The organism is Streptomyces xanthophaeus, from assembly GCF_000725805.1.
In the GTDB taxonomy this organism is placed as follows: Bacteria; Actinomycetota; Actinomycetes; order Streptomycetales; family Streptomycetaceae; genus Streptomyces; species Streptomyces xanthophaeus.
On the sequence record NZ_KL647133.1, the window covers coordinates 70,592 to 89,616 of the forward strand.

Sequence of the window (19,025 nt, forward strand, 5' to 3'; positions counted from 1 at the left end):
TCATGCCCTCCACGGATCCCGTCACGCCGACGGATCCCGCCACTGCCCACCGCCCGGACGGCGCCACCGCGCGGAGCGGGCGGTGGCGTGCCGGCCGCCGGCCACCCGCCATCCTGCTCGTTCCCGCGGCCGTCGCCGCGGTGTTCGCCCTGCTGCCCCTCGGATACCTCGCCGTCCGCTCCCTGGAGCGCGGCCCGGCCTTCGCCTGGGACGTCATCGCCGACGAGCGCACCGCCCAACTGCTAGGCCGCAGCCTCGGACTGGCCGTCGTGGTCGTCTCGGCCTGCCTGGTCCTGGGCGTCTCCCTGGCTTGGCTGACCGTACGCACCGACCTGCCCGGCGCCCGGGCCTGGTCCGTGCTGGTGACCCTGCCGCTGGCCGTGCCGAGCTACGTCGCCGCCTTCGCCTGGCTGTCCGCCTTCCCGGAGCTGGCCGGCTTCACCGGGTCGGCCCTCGCGCTGACGTTGGTGAGCTTCCCGTACGTCTACCTGCCCGTCACCGCCGCCCTGCGCGGCACCGACCCGGCGCAGGGGGAGGTAGCCCGCTCCCTCGGCCACGGCCCGCTCAAGACGTTCCTGCGGGTGACGCTGCCGCAGGTGCGGCCCGCCGCCGCCGGCGGGGCGGTCCTCGTGGCGCTGTACGTGTTCTCCGACTTCGGCGCCGTGTCGCTGATGCGGTACGACACCTTCACGCGCGGCATCTACACCTCCTACCGGGCCAGCTTCGACCGCACCCCGGCCGCCGCCCTCAGCATCGTCCTCGTGGTGATGACGATCGCCCTGGTCGCCGCCGAGGCGCGGACCCGCGGCCGGGCCGGCCACGCGAGAACGGGCGGCGGCACCGCCCGCCCCGCCGTTCCCGCCGCGCTGGGCCGCTGGCGGGTGCCCGCGCTGGCCTGGTGCGCGGCGGTCACCGGCATCGCCGTCCTCACCCCGCTGGCGACGCTCGGGTACTGGCTGGCCGTCGGCAACTCCGCGACCTGGGACCCGGCCACGCTCCTCGACACCGCCGCCACCACCCTCGGCGTCGCCGCCGCGGGAGCCGCGCTCACCACCCTGCTCGCCCTCCCGGTCGGAGTGATCGCCGCGCGGTACCGCGGCCGGACCGCCCGACTGCTGGAGCAGTCGGCCTACGCCGGGCACGCGCTCCCGGGCATCACGGTGGCCCTGTCCCTGGTCTTCTTCGCGGTCCGCTACGCCGAACCGGTCTACCAGGAACTCCCGCTGCTGGTCTGCGCGTACGCCGTGCTCTTCCTGCCCGTCGCCGTCGCGGGGACCCGCGCGGCCGTGCTCCAGTCCCCGCCCGTCCTGGAGGACGTGGCCCGCTCGCTGGGCCGCTCCCCGCTGCGCGTGCTGCGCGAGGTGACCGTGCCGCTGGCCGCCCCCGGGGTCGCCGCCGGAGCCGCGCTCACCTTCGTCGTGTGCATGAAGGAACTCCCCGCCACCCTCCTGCTGCGCCCCACGGGAATGGACACCCTGGCCACCCGCCTGTGGACGGAGACCGGCACCGGCTCCTTCGCCGCCGCCGCGCCCTACGCCGCTGCGCTGATCCTGCTGGCCGCCATCCCGTCTTATCTCCTCGGAAGGCACCGCACATGACCGACCTGCAGATCGCCGGACTGGCCAAGGCGTACGGCCCCGGTGCGGCGCCGGTCCTCGACGGCCTCGACCTCACGGTCCCCGGCGGCGCGCTGACCGCGGTCCTCGGTCCCTCGGGCTGCGGCAAGACCACGCTGCTGCGCATCATCGCGGGCTTCCTGCGCGCCGACGCGGGCACCGTCACCCTCGACGGACGCGCGCTCAGCGGCCCCGGGGTCCACCTTCCGCCCGAACGCCGCCGCATCGGCATCGTGCCCCAGGAGGGCGCGCTCTTCCCACACCTGAGCGTGGCCCGCAACGTCGCCTTCGGCCTGACCACCCTCGACCGGTCCACCCGGCACCGGCGCACGGAAGAGATGCTCGAACTCGTCGGACTGGCCGGCTACGGCGACCGCATGCCGCACGAGCTGTCCGGCGGCCAGCAGCAGCGCATCGCCCTGGCCCGGGCTCTGGCACCGCAGCCCGCCCTGGTCCTCCTCGACGAGCCGTTCAACGCCCTCGACGCCGCCCTGCGCACCGGCGTACGGGCCGACGTGCGCGCAGCCCTGCGCGCCACCGGAGCCACCGCCCTGCTCGTCACCCACGACCAGCAGGAAGCCCTCTCCACGGCCGACCTCGTCGCCGTCGTCCGGGACGGCCGCGTTGCCCAGTGCGCCACGCCGCACGAGGTGTACAGCCGTCCCGCGGACCCTTGGGTGGCCGCATTCGTCGGTGACGCGGTCCTCGTCACCGGCACCGCGGACCAAGGCGTGGCGGCCACCGCGCTCGGCCGTATCCCGCTGACGGATCGGTCCCGCGGGGTCCGCGACGGCGTGGTGCTGCTCCGGCCCGAGCAGCTCCGACTGACCGACCCGGATGGGGCCGAAGCCCGTGGCACGGTGACTGACGTCCGCTTCTACGGCCACGACGCCATGGTCGCGGTTGCGGTGGACGGCCTCGACCAGCCCATCGACGTCCGAGTCCCCGCCCCTGCCGCCGCACGCCCCGGCGAGCGCACAGGGATCGAGGTAGTGGGGAAGGCGACTCTGCACTCCGCCGCCGTGTGATGTGCCCGTATCCGAGGTGTGCATCGTGACTGGTGTGCGGACCTACAGCCACGAGGCGCATTACCAGGTCCGGCTACCGCTTGGAGGATTCCAGGTTGGGGCCGGCGGGGCACCTCGGTGAGGTAGCCGAGAAGGCTTCGGGCCCCGCCGTAGAGCACGGCCCTGCACAGGTGCCGCGGCTCTGAAACGTCGGACTCAAGCACTGCGCCTGCTGTGCTCCGGGCAGTACGTCTGGCATCCCGTACTCCGTCCTGGACGGGCCCCCCGGAGGCACACTCACGGCCCGGTCCCCGTCCAGCGGGCGGCCGGAAATCCGCGAGGCCCGCCACCCGGAGCACCCCTGCGGCACCTGGAGACAGACTCGGGCCAATCCGGAGCCACTCTGCCCGCCACCGGTCGGCGGGCAGGAAGGCGGCCGACAAGGAGGGGGCCGAGAGCATGGCTTCTGCAGGACGATGAGGCGCCCCGACCGCGAGACCTTGATCGAGGCGAGCGGCGTACGGAGGTCGTGGCTGACTGCGGCGATTGCTTTCAGTCCTGCCGTCGCCTCTGTCTGGTCCGGGCCGTGCTCGGCCGCCAGCAGTTCCAGGCCGCAGCCACGCGCACTCGGACGGGCCCGTTGCTGCGGACGCGAGGCACCAGCTGGCTGCCAGTCGATTCGCCCCACATTCCCCCCACGGCCGCTTCTGGGCCGTCCTGTGAGTGTCGCGAGAGCGAAGTGCGAAGGACGACTGAGCGGGATACGAGGGGCTCAGAGCCAGTCCCGCCGCTTGAAAATCACGTACAAACTGATGCAAACCATCCCCATGAGGCAGATCGCAAGGGGGTATCCGAAGCTCCAACCCAACTCAGGCATGGACTCGAAGTTCATGCCGTAGATCGTGCCTACCAGGGTGGGGGCGAAGAGGATGGCGGCCCAGGAGGAGATCTTCTTGAAGTCGTCACCCTCACGCCGCTGACCTGCGAATATCGGCTGCGTAGGCAGTTCGACCTGCGATGATCCGTCTTTCCGACCCTTTCACGGTGCTGCCCGTTTGTACGGCCGATCCTCCCCAGCCGCTCCCCAACGGGGTTCTATTCTCCCCAGATTCCCCCCAGCCGCGACCGCCCGGGAAGGTGGATCGCCGCTGGCCGCGGGCCCGATCCAGGTGTAGGGATGGGCTACGCAACGTAGTGGAGGCGATCGGTGCAGTGATGGCCATTGCGTTCACTGGGGGCGGAGGGGAGCGCGGTGTGACGCTGATGCACGCCTCTCGTACGGTCCCTACCGGACGCGATGAGCGGCGCGCCGGCCGGGTGTTCCCGAGGACTTGCTGCAGTGCGGTGGCAGGGTCGAGTAATGGAACGTAGTCCAGTTGCAGGGTTCTCCGGCACCACCGATTGGGGGGAAGAGTACCCCTCCAGACCAGATCTGGCTTGGACGAGGTAGGCGTCTTCGCCTCGATATCACCGGAGTCCCGTAGCAAACTCTTCCCGGGCTTGCAGCGCTTGATCGAACTGTTCGGCAGGTGCGAAAGTCGTCAGGTTGAGACGCTGTGCTGGCGCGGGTTACCCACAACCTCCGGTCTGCGGGTGGGGGATGGTTGGCGAGGGCCAGCCGGTCGTGGTGGGGGAAGTAGACCGGCCGCCGAGGAGGTCGGGTACGAGGTGCCGTGCCGTCGGCATCCCCCTCGGCGGATGATGAGTACGGCGGTGCTGTCGCCGGATGGGCTGCCGGTCCGGTTACTTCCATCTGACCGCTGCTTCGATGATGGTGAGTTCCAGTGTGGTCAGTCCCGAAGGGCCGTGGCCCTCCGTGCCCGCGAGGGCGACGGCGGTCTCGCCGGGCTGTGTCCCTTGGATCAGGCGTGGCCGGATCCGTACGGCAGTTCTAGATCTTGTACGTGATTCCGTCGCCTCTCGGCACCGGTCTGGCTAGGCTTCTTGACGGGGGCGGGGCGCCGCTGCACTTTGAGCACCTAGAGACGGGAACGCACTCTCATGCCCGAAGTCAGGGTCGAAACGGTCGCTGTCGATGCGTCAGGCAGCCGCCAGATCGCCAGCAGAACGCGTACCAGCGCTGCCCTCGGAGAGCGTGCCGAGGAATTGGAGCAGGCGATAGTCGAGGCCTCCACCATCGCCCAGCAGTCACTCGCCAGGGTGCCACGGCACAACGGCTGGCAGGTTTCCGGCATGGAGGTGACCTTCGGGCTGACCCTGGCGGCGGAAGCCGGAGTCATCCTGTCCAAGGCATCGGCCGAGGCGTCGTTCGAGGTCACCTTGACCGTGGAGCGGGCTCCGGAATCCGAATGATCGGCGGCGCGAGCTACTGGGTGGAGCTGTTCCAGGACCGGCAGCGCCTCGGCGGCGGATTCCTGCTGACCCCCCGCTACGTCCTGACGGCGCTGCACTGCTTGCGCGGCCTGACATCGCCCGACGAGCGCGTGGACATCGTCTTGGCGGACGGCTCGCGGCTGGCGGGGCAGGTCTGCCGCCAGGACAAGGAGGCGGACCTCGCGCTGATCACGGTCTCGGCCGCCTTCGAGGTCCGATTGCCCATCCCTCGTGCTGGTGTCGCGCACGGCGGTGACGACTGGCACGGACCGTACCGGCCCGCGGCTGCCGAGGTGCATCTTCGGGGACAGGTCGACAGCGGATCCGCCGAGTATCCGTGCGAGGGCGGAGCGGTCATCGAGGCCCTGCAGCTGACGACACACCAACACCTGGGCGACTACTCGGGATACTCAGGAGGCCCGGTGGTCAAAGGCCTGCCCGAGGATCGGGAGCCGTTGATCGTGGGCATCCTCCTGGAGCAGGCACCGGACCGGGCGGAGTCGCACCGTGCCGCCAATGTGCTCTTCGCCGCGACCATCGGTGAAGCGATGCGCCGCTTCGACCAGTTCGACGTGGAGCACCTGATCGACGTACTGCGCCCGGCCAAGCCCGCACCGGAGCAAGCCGTTCGGCACCACGTTCACTGCCGTGTGGAGGAGCGCGGTGAGAGCGGTACGGGGCTGGGGGCGGCGGCCGCCGTCACGGATCTGCTGCTCGACCAGATAGAGAAGTGGACACAGCGCGGGGTGCTGGACGCCTCGCAGAGCAGCGAGCTCAAGTTCCTCACCGCGAAGACGTTCATCGAGCGGCAGTCACCTGGGGGTGAGGCATGACCACTGCCTGGCAGGAAGCCGCCACCCACGCCGAGCGGGCCCTGCGCGGTGACCTCGCGGCCAGGCGGCTCGCCCAGGCCGCCGTCGCCGAGCTGCGCACCCAACCGCCGCCGCTGCACCGTCCCCAGTTCGGCAGGGACCTCGGCTATCTTGCCGCCCTGCTCGACACGCTCGACCTGCTGGAGGAGTCACACCGGCTGATCGAGCACGTGGTGGGACGGATCTTCCTGGATCCTGCGTCCGCCGACCTCTCCCACGAGGGCCGCAACAACCTCGCGGTCGCGCTGGCGGACCGCGGCGAGCTCACCGCCGCGGCCGCCTTGCTGTCGACCATGGTGGTTTTCCCCCGGCCGGGCGGGACCAGATCGTCTCTGGAGGCGGCACGCACACTGGCCAATGTCGCGGCGATCAAGCTACGCCAGGGCGCGTCGGCTGGAGCCGGCCAGACAGCCGGGCAGGCCCTTCAGCTCCTGCCCCGGGGTGAGCAGTCCGAGGATGGTCTCGACGTGCGGTTGCTGACCGAGTCGGTACTGGCCGCGGTTGCGCGACTGGAACGACGGCACGAGGACGCGGACCGCTGGGTGGACGCGATCGCCGAGACGGCCCGGCAGCTCACCCGTCTTCTCGGCGGCGATCACCCGAAGGGCCTGGCGGCGCTGATCACCCTGGCGCGGGCCGAGTTCGAGTCGGCCAAAGCTGTCAATGACAGCGAGAGAATGGAACGTGCCACCGACGTCCTGGCCGTCACCGCCCAGAAGGCATCCGCGACTCTGGGGCCCCGTCATCCGCTCGCGTTGTCCGCTCTGGCCAACCTGGCGACCACCGAGTTCGAGTCCGCCCGTACGAACCAGGATGAACCCCGCCTCCAAGGCGCACGCGCTCTGGTCGCGGCCGCGGTCAGGCCGTCGGCCGACGAGCGGCGCGACATCACCCGGAAGCGGGGGCTGGCGGACGTTTCCCGCGGACCTCGGTCCACCGCCGCGATGCTGCGCTTCAGCGTGCTCGGCCCGGTGCGGATCTGGCGCGACAACGAGCTGCTGCCCTCCGGCACGCCCCAGCAGCGCGCCCTGCTCGCCGCGCTCCTGCTCCGCGAAGGCCGCACCGCCACCGCGCCCGAACTCATCGATGCCATCTGGGGCGAGGACCCGCCGCAGCAGGCACTCGCCACCATCCGTACTTACGCCGCCCGGCTGCGAAAGACGCTCGATCCCGGACTCCTCGTCTCCGAATCCGGCGGTTACGCCATCCGCACCCCCGCTGATTCCCTCGACCTCGGCATCGCCCGCCACCTCGCCGCCGACGCCGACCGCGCCCGCGCCGCCGGAGATCACGCCCTCGCCCGTACGCTGATCGCCCGTGCACTCGACCTCTGGGACGGTGAGCCGCTCACCGGGGTCCCGGGCCCGCACGCCGACACCGAGCGCACCCGGCTCGTCGAATGGCGCCTCCAACTGCTCGAGATCCGCATCGACCTGGACCTGCAAGCCGGACGCCACGCCGAGACCGTTTCCGAGCTCATCGCGCTCACCTCCGTCCACCCGTTGCGCGAACGACTCCGTGAGCTGCTCATGCTCGCCCTCTACCGCAGCGGCCGGCAGCCCGACGCCCTTGCCGTCTACGCCGACACCCGACGGCTCCTCGCCGACGAACTCGGCGTCGACCCGACCCCTGAGCTCATCACCCTCCACGGGCGCATCCTGCGCGACGACCCCGAACTCGCCTCGCCGATGGCATCGCGCACGGCGATCACCACCACTCTGGTGATCGCTCCCCCCGCGCAGCTGCCGGCCACCGTCCCCGATTTCACGGGCCGCGACGCCCTCATTGCCGAACTCAGGGGGATCCTGTCCGGTGCGGGCGGCTCAAAGCGTGTGCTCGCCCTGTCGGCCTTCGCCGGCGTCGGCAAGACCACCCTCGCCGTGCACGTCGCGCACGCGGCCCGCCCGGACTTCCCCGACGGCCAGCTCTACGTCGACCTGCAGGGCAATGCGCCCCGGCCCGCCGAGCCCGGGACCGTACTCGCCGCCTTCCTGCGCGCCCTGGGAGCAGCCGACGACGCGATACCCGATGCGCTGGCCGAACGCTCCGCCCTCTTCCGTTCGATGCTCGACAGCCGTCGGCTGCTGGTCCTGCTCGACAACGCGCGAGACGCCGCCCAGGTGCAGCCGCTGCTGCCCGGCACGGGCCGCAGCGCCGTCATCATCACCAGCCGTGTGCGGATGATGGCTCTCCCGGGTGCGCACCTGGTGGACCTGGACGTGATGAGCCCGGAGGAGGCCCGGCTACTGTTCACGCGGATCGTCGGGCAGGAGCGGGTGGCCGCGGAGCGCCAGGCCGCCCTCGACGTGGTCGGCGCCTGCGGCTTCCTCCCGCTCGCCATCCGCATCGCCGCCTCCCGGCTCGCCGCCCGCCGCACCTGGACCGTCTCCGTCCTCGCCGCCAAACTCGCCGACGAGCGCCGCCGCCTCGACGAGCTGCAGGCCGGCGACCTCGCCGTCAAAGCCGCCTTCGAACTCGGCTACGGCCAGCTGGAACCCTCTCAGGCCCGGGCGTTTCGCCTCCTCGGCCTCGCCGACGGGCCCGACATCTCGCTGCCCGCTGCAGCCGCCGTACTCGACCTGCCGGAGTACGAAACCGAGGACCTGCTGGAATCACTGGTCGACACCTCCCTGCTGGAATCCGCGGCACCCGGGCGCTACCGGTACCACGACCTCGTACGCCTCTACGCGCGGGCGTGCGCGGAACGCGACGAGCAGCCGGCGAGCGAGCAGGCCGCCGCCCTGTCACGCCTGGTCGACTTCTATCTGGCGACGGCCGCTGCCGTGTACGCGCTGGAGCGTCCCGGCGACCGGCTGCTCGAGCACCTGTCCGTAGCCCGCCGCTCGGGGCTCGACTTCGAGGACGGGAGCGAGGCGGTGGACTGGCTGTACGGGGAGGCCGCCTGCCTGTTGGCATGCGTACGGCAGCAGGCGGCCGCGGGCTCGGTGGCGCAGGCCGCGGACCTCCTGTGGGCGGCGAAGGACCTGGCCGACGCGGGAGCGGACGCGAGCCAGTACGAGACCACCGCCACGGCCGTACGGGAAGCGGCGCGGGCGGCGGGCGACGCGCGCGCGGAGGCCCGTGCCCGGATCGCCTACGCCTCGCTGCTCCTGACATCCGGGCGGTTCGAGCAGGCCGACCAGGAGGCGCGGATCGCGGTGGAGCTGGCCCGCGCCAGCGGCGATCCGCTCCCGGTGGGGGCGGGTCTGCACGACCGTGGGGTCATCGCGGCCTACCAGAACCGGCACGCGGAGGCCGAACGGTTCCTGACCGAGGGGCTCGCGGCGTACCGCGCCGACGGGAACCGGCTCGGCGAGGCTGGCGTCCTGAGCGTCCTCTCCCGGGTTCGCGTGGACGTGGGCGGGCCATCCGACGGCATCGAGCCTGCCCGCCGGGCGCTGGCCATCTTCAGCTCCATGGGCCTCACCTTGCGGGAAGCCAACTGCCGCTACGCACTGGGCATCGCGCTCACCCAGGCCGACCGCCCGGCCGAGGCGCTCGAGGAACTGTCCAAGGCGCTGACGCTCTTCCAAGAACACCAACAGCGGCTGTGGGAGGGAATGACCAATTTCCGGATGGCCGAAGCCCATCTCGCCGCCCGCCGGTACGAAGCCGCCGCACTGCACGCGGAACGCGCCCTCGCCCTGGGCAGTATCGGAGGCGAGCGGCGCCGGGCCGGTGTCCTCACCGTGCTGGGCCGGGCCTGGGACCGCCTCGGACGGAACGAAGAGGCCAGGGTGTGCTGGAGCGAGGCGCTGAGCATTTATGAGCGGGTGGGAGGCCGACCGGAGACGGCCGACCTGCGAGACCTGGCCACGTCGGGGCTCATCGCCGTATGACGGTTTGGGGGACACCGATACTGAAGTTCCCCCAAACAGACACAGTGGCGTGTGCCGGTGGGCTGGGCCGGGGTGGACGGTGACGCATGAAGTTCCCCAAAGCCGGGTATCCGAGGCCTCTTACACAGCTCGGTGCTGCAGCCAAGTGCTTCGAAGGTGGCTGCTCCCAGCTGCTTCACGGGCGTTGTGACGTGCACGGACGCGTTGCGGAGGTGGAGAGCCTCAGCGTCGGCCGGCTTCCCTGGGAAGCGTGGTGCGGGGGCGTGGGCGGCCGGGCGTTTGCGCTCCGTCGCCCGCGCCCCGCTCACTGCTGGCTGAGCATCACCGCCAGGGCGGGGCGCCGCAGGGTACGGGACGTTTGGGGTAGGTGGTGTGCCTGCCCGACAGGCAGCGACAGCGCCACGCACTCGGGTGCCGAGCCAAGGGGCGTGGGCACCGCCGCGCAGACTGTGCCGAGGGCGTACTCCCTGAGGTCGAGTGCGAGTTCCGTGTCGGACATATGGTCGAGTCGGTGGAACAGGGCCCGCTCTGACGTGATCGTGTGGAAGGTGAGGCGCTGGATGTGGTGGCGCGCCCCGTAAGGCTCAGCCTGCCGCCGCGGGACGGGGCGGAACATACCTTTCGTTGTCCGACAGCCTTGGCCAGTTCATCCAATGCATTGCCGCAACGCTGCGCGTGCAGTGCGATCGCCATTCCAAGGCTAACCAGGCCGTCGTCCTCCGCCGCCGGTTGCGCCGACGGATCCGCGGGCCCTTGGGTGGCGTCCCGGAGCTCGAAGAGGTTGCATGGCCGCCAGACAACGGGGCTCGGCTAAAAAACCCAAGCCGGCTCCCGGCGCCAGCCCGGCCCTCACCGGGCGACACGCCATGAGAGTGACAATGTTTGCATTTGGCGGTCTACTCTGAAGCGCAGTTCTGTAACTTTGTCCGATAGTATTTCGAAATCTTTAAGCCACTCGTTAGTCAAATTCGACGGCCGGGATTGATTCAGGCAGATCGTTGCAGTTGGCTGGGGCCAGCGCGAATCGTGATCCACTTGCCTCAATGTCGGGTGAATCATGGCTGATTGATGTCGCACACCTTCGACTGTTATCGGCCAAGAACGCCGTTTCGATTGTTCGCCGCAATTTGACCCCCCACTCTGATCTCTCGAATTCGGCGACGAAGCGGGTGGGGGTGCGGGCATGACCGAAGCGTTCAACGTCCTCGAGGTGGCGACCAGTGGCGCGGGGGTGCTGGCGGCCGAGATGGCCAGGTCGGGCTGGCAGGGTGTGCGCGACGCATTGGTCGCGTTCTTCCGGGGAGGCAACGAGGGGACAGCCGCAGACGAGCTTCGCGTGCTGGATCTCCACCAGGTCCGGCTGGTGGAGACCCCGGAGGCGGAACGCGAGCGGGTGCGCGAGGAGATCTGCGGAGAGCTGTTCATTCAGCTGAAGGGCTTCCTCGCGAAGTACCCCGACACCGCCGTCGACCTCATGGCGCTTGTACGTGAGCGGCAGCGGGCCAACGGTGAAGGAAACTCGGGGCCGCGGATGGTAGCGGAGAACAACACGAACAGCCAGGTCGTCATGACCGGAAATTCGATCTTCGGTGGCAGCTTCACCTATCGGGCGGAGGAGTCCAAGTGACGGCTGCCTTCGACGACGGAATCCCGGACTGGGTGCGCCCCCAGCGCTCTGGGCAGCGCCAGTCGGCGGACACCCCTGAGCCGGCCGAGCCCACCGGCCCACTGGAGAAGGACACCGGCCATCCGAACGGCGCAGACGTGTCCGGGCATACGCCCACGGCCGATGGGAAAGGCGCAGACACGGGTGCGCCAGAGGGCGACGGGGAAGTATCGCCGCCTGGGCTGAAAGTGTCCGGCAACCACAATGCGTTCGTTGTGGCTGCCCTCGGGTCCGTGTTCCTGTCGACGGGCAAGCAGCCACTCACCGTCATCGACCTATCTGCGTTCGAGCTGAGGGCGGCCAGCCAGGGGTGGGTGTCCAAGGATGCGGACGATCTGCCCGTTACCGCTGCCGACGAGGCCGCCAAGGTGCTTTCTGTACCGGGCAACGCTCTGACCGTCATCGCCGGCGCTCCGGAGTACGGCAAGCGGACCACCGGTATCCGGGCCCTGTGGCGGACAGCGCGTTCGCGGGTGGCCAGGGACGGCTCCATGGAGCTGAAGGAGATTGAGCCCGACTGGGAGGATCCAGCGGAGCCGGATTGCTCCGTACTGCCCGACGCGGCCAACACCGGATACCTGCTGGACGTCGAAAATGAGATGGCCGGTTGGGCGAACCCGGACCGGGTGGCTGGCGCATTGGCCGTCCATGCGGAGAAGTTGGCGAAGGTCGGATCATGTCTGGTCGTGATCGCCGATGAGAGGGTCTGGCCTCAGGGAGCCGCGCATACCGCGGCCCTTGTCCGCGTGAAGAATAGGCCGTCGGCCCAGTTGGTGGCCCGTACTCACTTGGAGTACGTATACGACCTGCCCGGCCGGGCCGATCTCGTCACCGCCGATCGCACCAACCTCGAGGCGGGCCCGGCCGCCCGGTTGCTGACTGTTGAGTCCACACCGGCGGACGGAGCCCGGCTGGCCGCCCTCCTGGCGGCTGCGGACGGCTCGCCGGAGAGCATCGAGACGGCGGTGAGCAGGTTCCAGGAGTGGTCCACCGACGTCAGCGCGGTGTTCGCGGCTACGACGCAGATGCCCGAGGACCGGGCGCTGCTCATTGCCGCAATCTTCCTCAGCGGCGAAGACGCCCTCGCGATTCAGGAGGGCGCCCGGGCGCTGCTGGGAGACCAGGGGGAGGACGGCGTCCGCGAGATCCTCACCGGGCCGGACCTCAGCGACCGGCTCAAATCGGTCAAGGCAAGGGTGTCGGGCCGGCAGGCATCTTTCGACCACCGGCCGGGTTACACCAGGGCGGTGCTCCTGCACCTGTGGCACCAGCGTCCCGACATCCACACCCCTCTACTGCGCTGGCTGGACCGGTTGGTGGCGGACCGGGCCGGCGGCACGAAACGCTTGGAGAAGATCAGTGATCTGCTGGTCGAGCTGGCCATCGCCGAGAACGACATCCGCGTGGTGGAGACCATCAAGAGCTGGATTGGGGTCAGCACCGACGAACGGCACCTGCGACTGATCGCCAGTGTCCTGAGCCGAACTGCGCAGGCCGACAGACTGGGCCCTGCCGTCCGGGCGAAACTCCTCGACTGGGCACAGGACGGGCAGGAATCTGTTGCCCGGGTGGTGGCTCTGGTCTGTCAGAGCGACTTCGCCCAGCATTACCCCCGGCAGGCACTGGTGCGCATCCAGCACATCCTGGGAAGGGCCGAGCGGGACACCGCTGTCACGGAGGCGGACGCGGCGCTGCGGGCCATGGCGGCCACGGAGAAGCAGTTGCCCACCGTCTGGCGCATGGTCAACTCCTGGGCTGCCAAGCGAGGCAACACCGCCGGGAGCCGGGCGTTCCTCGCAGTCATCGACCCACAGACCGACCCGTACGCCTTGCAGGTCACCCTTGCCTCGGCCGCGGCTGACCCAGTCGTTGCGGATGCACTGGTCACCGGGTGGAGCACCGCGCTGGAGAACCGAGCTGTCGATCCGGAGTGCCGGGCGCTGATCGACCGGTGGGCCCATGCGCGGGCGGACGGCACTGTGCCTCGTGAGCACGTCACGGAGATCCTCGGGCGGGTCATCTCCCGGTACCTGACGGCCGCGCCGGTCTCTGCGCTGCTGATCGGCGAGCCGGGCGTTGCCTACGACGCCGCGGTGATCGAATTGCGGGCCGACCTGAGGCAGATTTCGCAGGTCGGTCCGTGGTCGGCAACCGATGGCAGCCGGGAGCCGTAAATCGTGGGTTGGAGAAAGCAGAATCCGCCCGACCCGCGGGGTGAAGTCCAGGCTCTGTTGGAGCGCTTCGAGGCCCGGCTGGACAGCGCGCACGAGGGCATCGCCTTCCAGGTGGTCTTCCACGCGCGGGTCCGGAACGCCGGCCTGGCCTTGGGGGATGCGGACGGGGCGGCTCGTGCCGTCCGCATCGCCTTGAGACACGAGGCGGCAGATTTCCTCCGGCAGCAGTCCGCGACAGACCTCCACTCTGTTCAGGACCTGCTGGCACGCGAAATGGCGCGGAGTCATACGCTGGTCGATCCTGAGATCCGGTACGACGCGCGCGTGGACGTGGCGTTGCTGCCGGGGGACCAGGCTGCCGTGGAGGCGCTGTTGGCCTCCCAGCGCGAGCAGTCAAAGGCCACGGCTATCCGGCGGCAGGAACTCGAGGATCTCGCCGAGGAGCTCTCCGACCCCGCCGGGGTCATGGCGCGCTGGGTCACGACCGACGCAACCGACTGGGCAAAGCGCTCGGGCGAGGCCAAGAGTCTCGCCGAGCTGTTCGCCGGCTACCGGCCACCAGGGCGTCACGGCGTCGAGTACGCACTGGTGGAAGCGGTTCGGGAGTTCTTGGCCTCCTTCCCTGAGCCAGCACAGAAACAGATGGTCTACGGGCTCCTCAGCGCAGGAATGCAGAGGGCCGAGCGGCCCGCCCACGCGGCAAGGGTCGAGGAGATCGCAGATGCAATCACAGAGATACCGGCGCCATCTGGAGCGCCAGATGAACACCGCAATGCCCCGCGGCACTTCTGAGGCCCGGCGGTGAAGGTAACCAGCGCGTTCTGGCGCTGGACGCTTTCGCCGCGGACCAGCTTCTTTGCCTGGAGGCTCTCCAGGGCCAGCCGCGGCACCATCTCATTCGACGTCGCCTGGAGGGAGATCCGCCTCCGCCGGCACCCGGAGGAGGTTTCCTATCGGAAGGCGGGACACCTTCCCCCACGACCTCGGCCGGATGCCTGATCCAAGCACAGGCCCAACTGAGCCGCGAAACGCACCACAGAGCCAGAAGCCAAACACGCCGAATGACGAGCAGTAGGACGATCGGGTGGGAGGCGCGAGTGCCGAAGGCGGTTGCCCGGAGATTGTTGCGGACGGCCGTGAGGGGTCGCGGTCGCGGTTGAGGCGGAGCTTGTTGGTCAGAAGTACGGCCCAGCGGCTTTGGGCCGTACTGATCCACATGCCAGTGCCTGTGGAGCTGTAGAGGGCCGACTCCTGTTCGGTTTCTGCGCCCCGGCGGGCGCCAGGAGAACCGTCAACACCGATAGTCGTTGGGCCAAGGTGGCTGAAAATAGACTGAGTTGATGTGGTCCCATGCACCTGGCATGCCTGACATACTCCTTGGATCATGATCGGCAGTGCGTGGGGGTGCGGCAGTGACGCAGGAGCAGTTTGACTGGCTCTCGGAGGCCATATCGACCTTCGGTGCGTCGTGCAAGGACATGGTGCTCGGTCCGGGTGACCCGGAGGCGTCTATCCGCCCGCCGTTGCAGAAGCTCCTGGAGACCGTGGGTAGTCACGACGCCATGGACGGTGTCCTGTGGCACTCCGAAACGCCTCTGCGTGACGTGGGTGTGCGCCCCGACTATGCGGTCGAGGTGCATGGCGACATCGTCGGCTACATCGAGGTCAAGCGTCCTGGCCACCCTGTTGATCCGGAGAAGTTCACCGGGCGTAACAAGAAGCAGTGGGAGCGCCTGCGCGATCTGCCGAACGTGCTCTACACAAATGGTACGGAATGGCGGCTCTTCCGCACCGGAGAGCTGATCGGCTCCCCGGTCATCTTCGAGGGGGATTTGGCTGCTGCGGGACGCTCGTTGGCCGCCCGTGAGCCTGCCGCGTTCAGTAGTCTCCTGCGAACCTTCCTGCACTGGGTTCCCGAGCCGATCCGTCAAGCCTCCGCACTGGTCCGACGCACTGCCCCGCTGTGCCGCCTTCTGCGGGCGGCCGTCCTGGAACAACTGGACTTCGAGGGGCAGTATGCGGCGGAAGGCGCGCGTCCCGAGGAGTTGCGTTTCACCGGGCTGAAGAACGACTGGCGCAGACTGCTCTTTCCGACAGCGGACGATGCGACGTTCGCTGATGGATACGCCCAGACGGTGACCTTCGCGCTGCTGCTCGCGCGCACGGAGGGCATCTCCCTGAAGGGGGTGGGGCTGCATGAGGTCGGCCGGCGCCTGGATGCCGGACATGCCCTGATGGGTAAAGCTCTCCAGCTCCTGACCGACAACATCACGGTGAGCTTCGAGGTCAGCCTCGACCTGCTCATCCAAGTCATCGACGCGGTCGACTGGGCCGCGATTCGCAAGGGCCGCAGGGACGCGTACCTGCACCTGTACGAGTCGTTCCTGGAGGTGTATGACGAGAAGCTGCGGCAGAAAAGCGGCTCGTACTACACCCCGCGCGAAGTGGTCGAGGAGATGGTGCGCCTCACTGAGGACGTGCTGCGTACCCGCCTGGGGCGTGCGGACGGCTACGCGGACGAGAGCGTGCGAATCGTCGATCCGGCTATGGGGACCGGCACGTACCTTCACGCGGTCATCGAGCATGTCGCCGCTTGGACAGCGGAGAACATCGGACCGGGGGCGACACCGGACGCGATTGGCAGTCTGGCGAAGCGCCTGATCGGTTTCGAGCTGCAGATGGGCCCCTTCGCTGTCGCGGAACTACGGGCTTCGGACCTGCTCAAGCGGCATCAAGCAGTTGCACCGCCGGACGGCCTGAAGCTGTTCGTCACCGACACATTGGACGACCCCTACCTGGCTGAGGAATCTCTCGCCTCGACATACGGCGTTATATCGGAGTCCCGTAAGCGGGCGAACGAGGTGAAAGCCAAGACGCCCGTCACCGTCGCGATCGGTAATCCGCCCTACGACGACAAGGCCAAGGGGCGCGGCGGCTGGATCGAGAAGGGAACCTCCGCTCAGGGCATTGCCCCCATCGAGGCCTTCAAGTGGTCCGGCAACGGTCGCTATGAGCACGTGCTCAAGAACCTGTATGTCTACTTCTGGCGCTGGGCGACATGGAAGGTATTCGACGCCCATCCGCAGGACCAGCAGGGGGTCGTATGCTTCATCACCCCCTCCGGCTTCACCACCGGACCGGGCGGGCGCGGCATGCGGAACTACCTGCGGCGCACCTGTGACGAGGGCTGGATCATCGACCTGTCTCCGGAAGGGCACCGCCCAGACGTGGCCAGTCGGATCTTCCCCGGCGTCGCCCAGCCGCTGGCCATTTGCATCTTCGTCCGCAGCAAGGACACCGACCCTGCGCGGCCAGCCCGTATCCACTACCGCGCTGTGCACGGCAAGCGGGCAGTCAAGTACCGCCAGCTCAAAGAGATCCGACTGGACGATGACGGTTGGCAGGACACGCACACGGATGCCATCCGCCCCTTCCGCCCGACCACCGAGACGGGGTGGGAGGACTACCCCGCTCTCGACGATCTTTTCCGTTGGGGAAACCCGGGCATCAAGGCCAACCGCTCGTGGGTGAACGGCCCGAGCAAGCAGGTACTTGAGAAGCGATGGGCACGGCTGATCCATGAGGACGACCTGGTCAAGAAGGCGGAACTACTCAAGGAGACAGAAGACCGTTCGCTGCACGCCAGCAGGGCTCCGTTGTACGGACAGCCTGAGCACCTCCGGCCACTCGCGGCCGAAACAGACCTGACGCCTGACGTGGTACCCATCGCTATGCGCAGCTTCGACCGCCAGTGGCTGATCTCTGACAGCCGTGTCGTCGACCGCCCCCGACCTGAGTTGTGGGAAGCCATGCGGCCGGGTCAGCTCTTCCTGAACCAGCAGTCCTCGCATGAGATCGAGACCGGGCCAGCGATCGTCGCTACCGCTTTGCTCCCCGACACCCACCACTTCAACGGCCGCGGTGGCAAGATCATGCCGATCCTCCATCCAGACGGCACCCCCAACGTGCACCCTCGCCTCCTCACGTACCTCGCTGGCGAACTCGGCCTGGACCACATCACGGTGCACGATCTGGCTGCGTACGCGGCGGCTGTCGCCGGCCACGCCGGATTCACCAAGCGGTTCACCGAAGAACTCCTCACCCCGGGCGTGCGGCTTCCGCTCACCCGTGATCCCGCCATGTGGCATGAGGCGGTACAACTGGGCAGCCAGCTCTTGTGGGCCTCGACCTACGGGGAACGGTACGTCGATCCGGAAGACGGTCGGCTAGCCGGCGACGTCCTCTTCCCGCAGGGTGATCCACGCCGGCTCCGATACGACCAGCACATCGGGACGGAAGTTCCCGCAGAGATCCGCTACGCCGAAATGAACGGGACCCTGCACCTGGGTGCTGGATACGTCAGTCCGGTCCCCGCAGAGGTGTGGAACTACGACGTCGGCGGCATGCAAATCGTCAAAAAGTGGTTCGGCTACCGCAAGGCAAGCCCCAACAGTCGTAAGACCAGTCCCCTGGACGATCTGCATGTCGAGTCCTGGCCGGCCGACTGGTCCCGCGAGCTCATGGAACTGCTCTCCGTACTGCGTCGGCTCGTGGACCTCGCTCCGGCACAGCAGGACCTGTTGGATCGGATCCTCGCTGCTCCCACGGTCACGGCAGCCGATCTGGAGAAGGCTGGCATCCTTCCGGTACCCGCCAAGGCACGCAAACCCCACCGGCGAGTCGAGTTTCCCCCGCACGTGGGCGAGGAGCCGTAGGGGCGCCTCAGCCTCCTACGCCCGGCGCTCCAGGTACGCGGTCGCCTCCGTCATGCTCCACACCCCTTCTGCGAGTTGACGGAGTGCATGCATTTCCGTGCTGAGTGACGGGGCACGGCGCTGCAGCTCGTCCGCGAAGACGCTGACCTCGACCAGACGTTTCCCAAGAGTGGCGCACTCGGCTTCGAGGCAGGCCGCCCTGCCGCGTGGATTGATGGAGATACGTTCACCCGTGACTTCCAACAGGCCCATCCAGCTGAGAGTCTGCACGTCGCCAGCGATGTTCGTCTCGTCGAGATCCCGGACTGCCACCGCTATCGCATCGACGGATGGAATCTCGGCGGTCATGAGGTGGTGTAGAAGTTGAAGCTGCGAAGGGGAGAGATCTGAGTGCACGGTTCCATGTCTAGCAGCAGTGGGGACAGTCCTGCACATCAGGACTGATTCCGACCAAATGGCACCTGGACCGGATCGGGGCCTCCGGCCTGCTCAGGGCTCTGCGGAGGGCTCCTGCGGGCGCGCTACGCGAGCAATTGTTTGAAGGTGTCGACGATCGGACATTGGGGCGAACTGGGGCGCGGAAGCGCAACTGGGGCCAGAACTGACTCGGCGACGACGAAGAGGGTGCTGGAGAGTGGCGTAGGCCGCCCGGCTGCGTGGCCCCGACCTGCGGCGGAGCGTTTGGCCGCCGGGATTCTGGAAGGCTTTGGACGCGGGCGAATTAGACTCGAAATGAGACCACGCACTTTCGCGTTCTGCTTGGCTATCAGCCAGGCAAGGGTGTCACGCTCGTTTGCTGTTC

Annotated in this window: 11 protein-coding genes and 2 pseudogenes; 9 read left to right on the top strand and 4 right to left on the bottom strand. The window is 68.6% G+C overall.

The genetic code is table 11. From position 1 onward, the window contains the following. The first annotated feature begins 2 nt into the window (after nucleotides 1-2). A complete protein-coding gene (locus tag IO30_RS0132885) occupies nucleotides 3-1,598 on the top strand; it encodes an ABC transporter permease (RefSeq protein ID WP_031149165.1) in 1,596 nt (531 codons plus the stop codon). Then, a complete protein-coding gene (locus IO30_RS0132890) occupies nucleotides 1,595-2,644 on the top strand; it encodes an ABC transporter ATP-binding protein (protein ID WP_031149167.1) in 1,050 nt (349 codons plus the stop codon). Before IO30_RS0132885 ends, IO30_RS0132890 begins: the two co-directional genes overlap by 4 nt. Nucleotides 2,645-3,395: 751 nt before the next feature. On the opposite strand, the pseudogene IO30_RS44055 reads toward IO30_RS0132890, so the two are convergent. Beyond that, nucleotides 3,396-3,581, bottom strand: a pseudogene (locus IO30_RS44055) (CorA family divalent cation transporter); the annotation flags it as partial. 1,043 nt (nucleotides 3,582-4,624) lie between these two features. Here IO30_RS44055 and IO30_RS0132900 point away from each other — a divergent pair. The 3 genes from IO30_RS0132900 (at nucleotide 4,625) to afsR (ending at nucleotide 9,668) form a co-directional block, all read left to right on the top strand. After that, nucleotides 4,625-4,936, top strand: coding sequence for a CU044_2847 family protein (locus IO30_RS0132900; protein WP_031149171.1), 312 nt, complete (start codon nucleotides 4,625-4,627; stop codon nucleotides 4,934-4,936). Continuing rightward, nucleotides 4,933-5,790, top strand: a complete 858-nt coding sequence (locus IO30_RS0132905) for a S1 family peptidase (protein WP_037895844.1) — start codon at nucleotides 4,933-4,935, stop codon at nucleotides 5,788-5,790. Before IO30_RS0132900 ends, IO30_RS0132905 begins: the two co-directional genes overlap by 4 nt. 944 nt (nucleotides 5,791-6,734) lie before the next feature. Further along, nucleotides 6,735-9,668, top strand: a complete 2,934-nt coding sequence (gene afsR, locus IO30_RS0132910; protein WP_037895924.1) for an SARP-family global regulator AfsR — start codon at nucleotides 6,735-6,737, stop codon at nucleotides 9,666-9,668. Nucleotides 9,669-9,972: 304 nt separating this feature from the next. Here the strand turns inward: afsR and IO30_RS47955 are convergent, their stop codons facing one another. Continuing rightward, the gene (locus IO30_RS47955; protein ID WP_031149177.1) at nucleotides 9,973-10,284 is read right to left on the bottom strand and encodes an IclR family transcriptional regulator domain-containing protein; all 312 of its coding nucleotides are present in this window, start codon (nucleotides 10,282-10,284) and stop codon (nucleotides 9,973-9,975) included. Nucleotides 10,285-10,851: 567 nt separating this feature from the next. On the opposite strand from IO30_RS47955, the gene IO30_RS0132920 reads away from it, so the two are divergent. Genes IO30_RS0132920 through IO30_RS0132930 form a run of 3 tightly spaced genes read left to right on the top strand, consistent with a single transcriptional unit; the run spans nucleotide 10,852 to nucleotide 14,300 of the window. Continuing rightward, nucleotides 10,852-11,295 carry a hypothetical protein gene (locus IO30_RS0132920; RefSeq protein WP_031149179.1) on the top strand — a complete coding sequence of 148 codons (444 nt, stop codon included), beginning with the start codon at nucleotides 10,852-10,854 and terminating at the stop codon, nucleotides 11,293-11,295. Next, complete coding sequence (locus tag IO30_RS0132925; RefSeq protein ID WP_031149180.1) at nucleotides 11,292-13,508, top strand: hypothetical protein; 2,217 nt, start codon at nucleotides 11,292-11,294, stop codon at nucleotides 13,506-13,508. Before IO30_RS0132920 ends, IO30_RS0132925 begins: the two co-directional genes overlap by 4 nt. 3 nt (nucleotides 13,509-13,511) lie before the next feature. Then, on the top strand, nucleotides 13,512-14,300 hold the full coding sequence (locus tag IO30_RS0132930; RefSeq protein ID WP_157853429.1) for a hypothetical protein: 789 nt from the start codon (nucleotides 13,512-13,514) through the stop codon (nucleotides 14,298-14,300). A gap of 310 nt (nucleotides 14,301-14,610) precedes the next feature. On the opposite strand, the pseudogene IO30_RS47335 reads toward IO30_RS0132930, so the two are convergent. Then, nucleotides 14,611-14,747 (bottom strand): annotated as a pseudogene (locus tag IO30_RS47335) (serine hydrolase domain-containing protein); the annotation flags it as partial. Nucleotides 14,748-14,920: 173 nt separating this feature from the next. Here IO30_RS47335 and IO30_RS46525 point away from each other — a divergent pair. Next, nucleotides 14,921-18,223, top strand: a complete 3,303-nt coding sequence (locus IO30_RS46525; RefSeq protein WP_037895845.1) for a type ISP restriction/modification enzyme — start codon at nucleotides 14,921-14,923, stop codon at nucleotides 18,221-18,223. Between the two features lie 15 nt (nucleotides 18,224-18,238). Here the strand turns inward: IO30_RS46525 and IO30_RS0132940 are convergent, their stop codons facing one another. Further along, entirely contained in the window at nucleotides 18,239-18,571 is a 333-nt protein-coding gene (locus IO30_RS0132940; RefSeq protein ID WP_157853430.1) for a hypothetical protein, read from the bottom strand. Between the last annotated feature and the right edge of the window lie 454 nt (nucleotides 18,572-19,025).

Excerpts from the sequence above, each read along its gene's own strand:
- IO30_RS0132905 (WP_037895844.1), top strand. The coding sequence starts at position 4,933 with ATGATCGGCGGCGCGAGCTACTGGGTGGAGCTGTTCCAGGACCGGCAG.
- IO30_RS47955 (WP_031149177.1), bottom strand. The coding sequence starts at position 10,284 with ATGTTCCGCCCCGTCCCGCGGCGGCAGGCTGAGCCTTACGGGGCGCGC.
- IO30_RS0132890 (WP_031149167.1), top strand. The coding sequence starts at position 1,595 with ATGACCGACCTGCAGATCGCCGGACTGGCCAAGGCGTACGGCCCCGGT.
- IO30_RS0132940 (WP_157853430.1), bottom strand. The coding sequence starts at position 18,571 with ATGACCGCCGAGATTCCATCCGTCGATGCGATAGCGGTGGCAGTCCGG.
- IO30_RS0132900 (WP_031149171.1), top strand. The coding sequence starts at position 4,625 with ATGCCCGAAGTCAGGGTCGAAACGGTCGCTGTCGATGCGTCAGGCAGC.
- IO30_RS0132920 (WP_031149179.1), top strand. The coding sequence starts at position 10,852 with ATGACCGAAGCGTTCAACGTCCTCGAGGTGGCGACCAGTGGCGCGGGG.
- IO30_RS0132885 (WP_031149165.1), top strand. The coding sequence starts at position 3 with ATGCCCTCCACGGATCCCGTCACGCCGACGGATCCCGCCACTGCCCAC.